Origin of the sequence: Nostoc sp. (genome assembly GCF_036919895.1) — a bacterium.
Lineage (GTDB): Bacteria > Cyanobacteriota > Cyanobacteriia > Cyanobacteriales > Nostocaceae > Nostoc.
This window is the reverse complement of sequence record NZ_JBALBW010000098.1, coordinates 1-5858: the sequence shown is the minus strand read 5'-3', so window position 1 is coordinate 5858 and position 5858 is coordinate 1. Positions and strand designations below refer to the sequence as shown.

1 protein-coding gene is annotated in these 5858 nt (G+C 34.6%); it reads right to left on the bottom strand.

What is annotated here, in order from left to right:
• Positions 1-203 precede the first annotated feature (203 nt).
• Positions 204-5552 (bottom strand): trifunctional serine/threonine-protein kinase/ATP-binding protein/sensor histidine kinase, encoded by a 5349-nt coding sequence (locus tag V7K55_RS19970; protein WP_442949100.1) that lies wholly within the window; start codon positions 5550-5552, stop codon positions 204-206.
• Positions 5553-5858 lie beyond the last annotated feature (306 nt).

The following is a 5858-nucleotide window of genomic DNA, read 5'->3' as shown; positions in this document are numbered from 1 at the left end:
CTACGATAGTCAAGCGATCGCGCACCTTCTGGTCAACCTAATCCAAGATAAAATCAAGAGCGAAGAATTTTAATTGATGATGAGCCAGGGGTAAGCGATGTCAGCCAAAAGCGAAGTGACAATAAAATTTAGTGGCGAACTACCAACAGCCACACCTCTTGAGAATAAGAAAGTTGCAATCGAGTTCACTGACCAGAAGTCGTCTATATTGGCAACTGGATCACAAACTCTGTTCCTTGCCCAAGCGTGGAATTTACCTCAATGCTTCCACCATGTTTTTTGATGATAATTTGAAGTGCGATCGCTAATCCTAAACCCGTTCCTTTACCAACAGGTTTTGTAGTAAATAAGTGATCAAAAATTTTCTGCTTTACTTCTGGGGTCATTCCTACCCCATTATCTTTAATTCGGATCAACACACTCTTCTGGTCTTCGTTTAGCTTGATACTTAGAATAATTTGATTAGGATTTAGTTTAATATCATCTATATTGCGCCCGATATTTGACTCTTCTAAAGCATCAATAGCATTGGCAAGCAGATTCATAAATACCTGACTCAGTTGACCAGGAAAACACCGGACTAGCGGGATGTCGTCATAATTTTTCACTACTTCAATCGCCGGACGAATATGTGAGGCTTTCAGACGGTGTTTGAGAATCAAAAATGTACTGTCAATAACTTCATAGAGATTGCAAGGAATTGTTGTTTGGGTATCTCCTCTAGAAAAAGTACGCAAGCTTATGCTGACATCATAAATACGGTTTATCCCTTCTTGCATCGAAGCAATTAGTTTAGGTAAGTCTTCACGCACATATTCCAAGTCTATTTCTTCAACTCTTTCTATAATTTCTGCGACAGGTTGAGGATAGTAATGTTGATACAAGCTAATTAACTCTAACAAGTCTTCTACATATTCACTTGCAGGTTTTAAGTTGCCAATAATAAAACCAATAGGATTGTTAATTTCATGTGCTATCCCTGATACCAAATTACCTAAAGTAGACATTTTTTCACTCTGCACAAGATGCAATTGCATTTGCTTGAGTTCAGATAGGGAAAATTCTAATTGTTTAGCATAGTCTTGGGCTTGCTGATAAAGTCGAGAATTCTCTAAAGAAATAGCAGCTTGGGATGTGATTAAATTCAATATATTGACACGTTCTGAGGTAAATGCACCTGCAATTAGTTTATTTTCTAAGTACAAAATCCCAATAAATTTACCCTGATAGAAAATAGGACTGCACAAGATTGATTTTGGCTGATGGCGTTGGATATAAATATTTGACTGATAAAGAGTCTGAGAAATAGCATCATTTATCACTAAAGTTTCTTGGGTTCTAGCAACATATTGAACTATGGAAATAGGGATATCTTGGCTGGCTTTAATCGGAGTTGATTGCAGAATAATAGAGGAATTACCTGTAGTATTAATTGCTTCTATAAATAATTCGTTATCTTTAACTAAAATCAGACAACCCTTTTGGGCAGCAGCATTTTCAAGAATTATATTTAAAAGAGTATCTAGCAACTTATCTAAAACTATTTCGCTGCTAATTGCTTGTGAAGCTTTTATTACCGTAGCTAAATCCAAGACACCATTGCTGTTACTTGTGGTTTGCGAATAATTTATTTTTGTTGTAGCAATAGTTCTATTTACATCTATTTCTAACTGTTTAACATTTTGATTACGAATTATAAAATTAGTATATCGTTCATCCAAGTCTTGTACTTTCGCTATAGCTCCCCAATTGATATAACCATAATAAGCTTCAGTCATGTACATTTTGGCAATTTTTTCTTTACCTAAACCGATATAAAACTTTGCTGCTAGTTCATTTGCCAAAGCTTCTTCTTGGATATAACCATTTTTTCTAGCTCTATCAATAGCACAGTCATATAAATCTATTGCCACTTGTAATTTACCCAGTACTCTTGCTTTCTCTGCTGCCACTAGTTCATACTTGTGCTGAAAGTTACATGGTGCTTGTTTAGCCCATTTTTTCATTTGCTGCTGATTCGCTGCTACCTGTTTTAAGTATTGCTTTTTCTTCAAAGGTAAAGCTTGTTCAGACAATGATATTAGAGCCAAAGAATAATAAAAATTATTAACAGTATAAATTAATAATCCAACGTTATCGGCATGAGTCTTTTCAGCGATAATCGCATTTTCAATTGCTAGTTCATATTCTTCAAATAAATAACATAATATAGTTTTAGAACCATAGTAAAAACCTTTAAAAGAATAATTTTTATTTACTTCAGATGCCATTGTTATTTCATCAAAAGCCTCGCCTACTAAAGCAGTTCTTATTAATGACTTTGCCTGTAAGTTTAAAGCCGCTTGTCTAAAAACACTTGTAGCTGCTGCTAGAGATTCAAGCCTTAACTTCTGCATCAACTCTATATAGCTCAATATTTTTTTGTCTACCAACTCTAAGTTTTCCCCAGAAAGCAAAGAATGATAGCCTGCAATTACAGCACAATAGCCAGCATTTTCTATATTTCCTAATTCTAATCCACTCTGCATCCCTTCTAAAAGTGGTGCTATTGTGTCTTTAATATGCTCTTTATAAAATCTAATTGTGCCATTATGTACAAAGTAAACCGTGGCTTTGAGTGAGTTATTATTCGTGTTTGAAAGTAACTCTATTGCTAGCTTTCCTAATTTATATCCTGTTTCAACTTGGTTAAATTTATCACATAGAATAGTACCATAAGCTGCATAAGCATAAGCCGAAACAGGTGATTTACCGTATTTTACAGATAATCTGACCATAGCAAATACAGCTAATACAAAAAGGAAAGATCCTGCCTGACTAGCAGCTGGAACAATTTGCAATAATATTTGCATAGCTGCTAGTTTATAGGGGTCAGACATTTCAGGTAACAAAGCTAAGTCTTCTATTGGTTTACCTATTAATGTTAGCTTTGTCTGAACTAAAGCTGACAAAACATTTAATTTTGTAGGTTTATTAGGTAGTATTAATCCTAGCTCTTTGAGAGCTTTTACACCAATTTGTAGGACTTCTGGCATCTGATTGTGTGCCATGTAAGTTAGCATTTTTATTTCATGTAACTTTACCTTATCTAAAGTATTATTTGCTTGACTCAGTGCAATATCTACTAATTTATGAGCATTATCAAAATGACCATTTAAATACTCTGCTTCTGTAGTCTCAATATACAAATTCAATGTTAGGTCATAGAATTGATGCCAACTATCTGTTGTTAACAGTCCTAAACCTATATTTAAATACCTACCAGAAGACTCGTAAGCAGTGGCTGCTTTAGCTTTTTTACCAGCTAGAAGATTAAGTTTGGCTAGATCATATTTTTCAGATTCTTGAGTCAATAAGTCCAAACCCACATTAAGCTGGTTCACAATATCTAAAATATTTTCTGCTAACGATTCAGCAGGTGTCTCTTGGAGTAATAAATGACCTATTTTTAAATGAGTTCCTTGTTTATTATTTTCTGGAATCAATGAATAAGCAGCTTGCTGAATGCGATCGTGTAAAAATTTATAACTAATCTGTTTAGAATCAAAATTTAGTTTAACAGATTCTTCTTGTTCAAAAACTAAGGGAATACGATAAGCATCACTCAAAGGCAAAATTAACCCACATTGCAATGCAGAATAAAGTTCACTTGCTGTACTTGTAATGGATTTTGCGCTGACAATAGACAGTATATCTAGAGAAAATCTATTGCCAACACAAGCTGCTAGCTTTAATATTTCTTGTGTGGCTGGTGGGAGGTTTTTAATTCTGCTAGCAATCAGTTCTACTATACTCTTATCAGTAATACCAATTGCTTGTATTTTTTCTATATCCCACTGCCATAAAGCAGTTTCAAAGTTGAATTTAAATAAATTATCTTGAGCAAGTACCAGTAATATTTGCGTTAAAAAAAATGGATTTCCTCCTGTTTTATTATAGAGTAAATCTACTAAGGATTTTATAGGTTCTGGATTTTGATGTAATGTATCAGCGATTAAGTAATTAAAGTCTTCCAAAGAAAGAGCTTGCAAAAATATATTGTTAACAACAGTGTCATTTTGATTGATTTCTTCTATTATTCCAACTAAGGGATGTGTAATGCTAACTTCATTATCTCGATAGGCTCCAATCAAAAGTAAATATTTGGTATTATGGTCAGTAATTAGCAGTTTTATTAACTTTAAAGTGGCTGAATCTGCCCATTGCAAGTCATCTAAAAAGATAACCAAAGGGTGTTCTTTTTTGGCGAAAATGTGGATAAATTCACTAAAAACACGGTTGAAGCGGTTTTGTGATTCTACCGCACTCAGTTGAACTACTTCTGGTTGTTTACCTATAATTAATTCAACTTCAGGAATTACATCAATAATGACTTGTCCATGTGATTTAACAGAGGCTAAGATTTCACTACGCCATGTTTCAAGTTTAATAGTATTTTCTGTAAGCAACTGCCGCATTAATGAACTCAAAGCTTGAATCAGTGATGCATAAGGAATATTGCGTTGGAATTGGTCAAACTTACCACTAATAAAAAAGCCTTTGGCGCGAGTGATAGGTTTATTAACTTCATTAACTACAGAGGATTTACCAATTCCTGAATAGCCAGAAACTAATATAAGTTCACGGCTTCCTTGGCTGACTCGCTCAAAAGCCTCTAAGAGTGAGTTAACTTGAGTTTCTCTACCATAAAGTTTTTGAGGGATGAGCAACTGACTCAAAACATCTAAACGACCAGGTGTGAAATCAGTGATTTCACCTGTTGCTTCTAACTGCTCTTGACAGATTTCCAAATCTGCCAAAAGTCCTTTAGCTGTTTGGTAGCGGTCTTCAGCATTTTTCGCCATCAGTTTATTGACAATGGACGAAATGGCACTCGGTATTTCTGGGTTTAATGTTTCAATCTCCGTAGGTTGTTTAGCAATATGAGAGTAAACTAACTCTAATGGGTCATAGCTTTGAAAAGGTAATTGCCCGGTAAGTATTTCATAGAACGTAACTCCAAGAGAATAAAAGTCACTCCTATAGTCAAGAGTACGGTTCATTCTTCCGGTTTGTTCCGGGGATATATAAACCAAGGTACCTTCTAGTTGGTTAGGGTTAGCTAGTTGCGTTGTTTCTTTATCGAGGCGTGAGGCAATACTAAAGTCGGTAAGCTTTACAACCCCAGTTTCTGGATTGATGATAATGTTGGCAGGTTTAATATCTTTATGAATGATCTGGCAAGTGTGTACAGATACTAAAGCTTGTGCCAGTTGAATTGCAATCCTAATAAAACTCTTTAACTCTTGTTTGCCTGTAATCAGTAGTTGTTTAAGGGAGTATCCATTAAAGTCTTCAAATACGATCGCTAAACGATTTTCGTGGGTTTCGAGTCTTAATACTTTAACAACAGCTTCTAAATCCAGGTTTTCTGTAATTTTGTATTCATGCTTCAGACAAGCGATTGCATCTATGGAGGGATAATCTGTTTTAAGAATTTTCAGAATTACAGATTGTTTGTCAAGTTGTGAAGTAGCGCGATAAATAATTGTATCATCTCCCTCATGGAGCATTTCTTTGAGATCGTACCCTGAAATTGAGCCAGATGTGAGCATTGACATTACCCTTCTTAGTAAGCACAAAATTGTGTATATTTATGATTCCCACTTTTGCTATTATTTAATCAAATAAATCTTTTTATTAAAAGACATAGTAAATTTTTCATCGTTATCAAAAACAAAAACCTATACAATAAGAAAGGGCTATCATGGAATGGCACGCTTGATAAGAGAACTCCACAGAAAAAATGATCCAATAGCTATGCCGATTTAGCAAAAATTTCCACAAACCATTTTTTGAGATGAGGAAGACGGTGAATT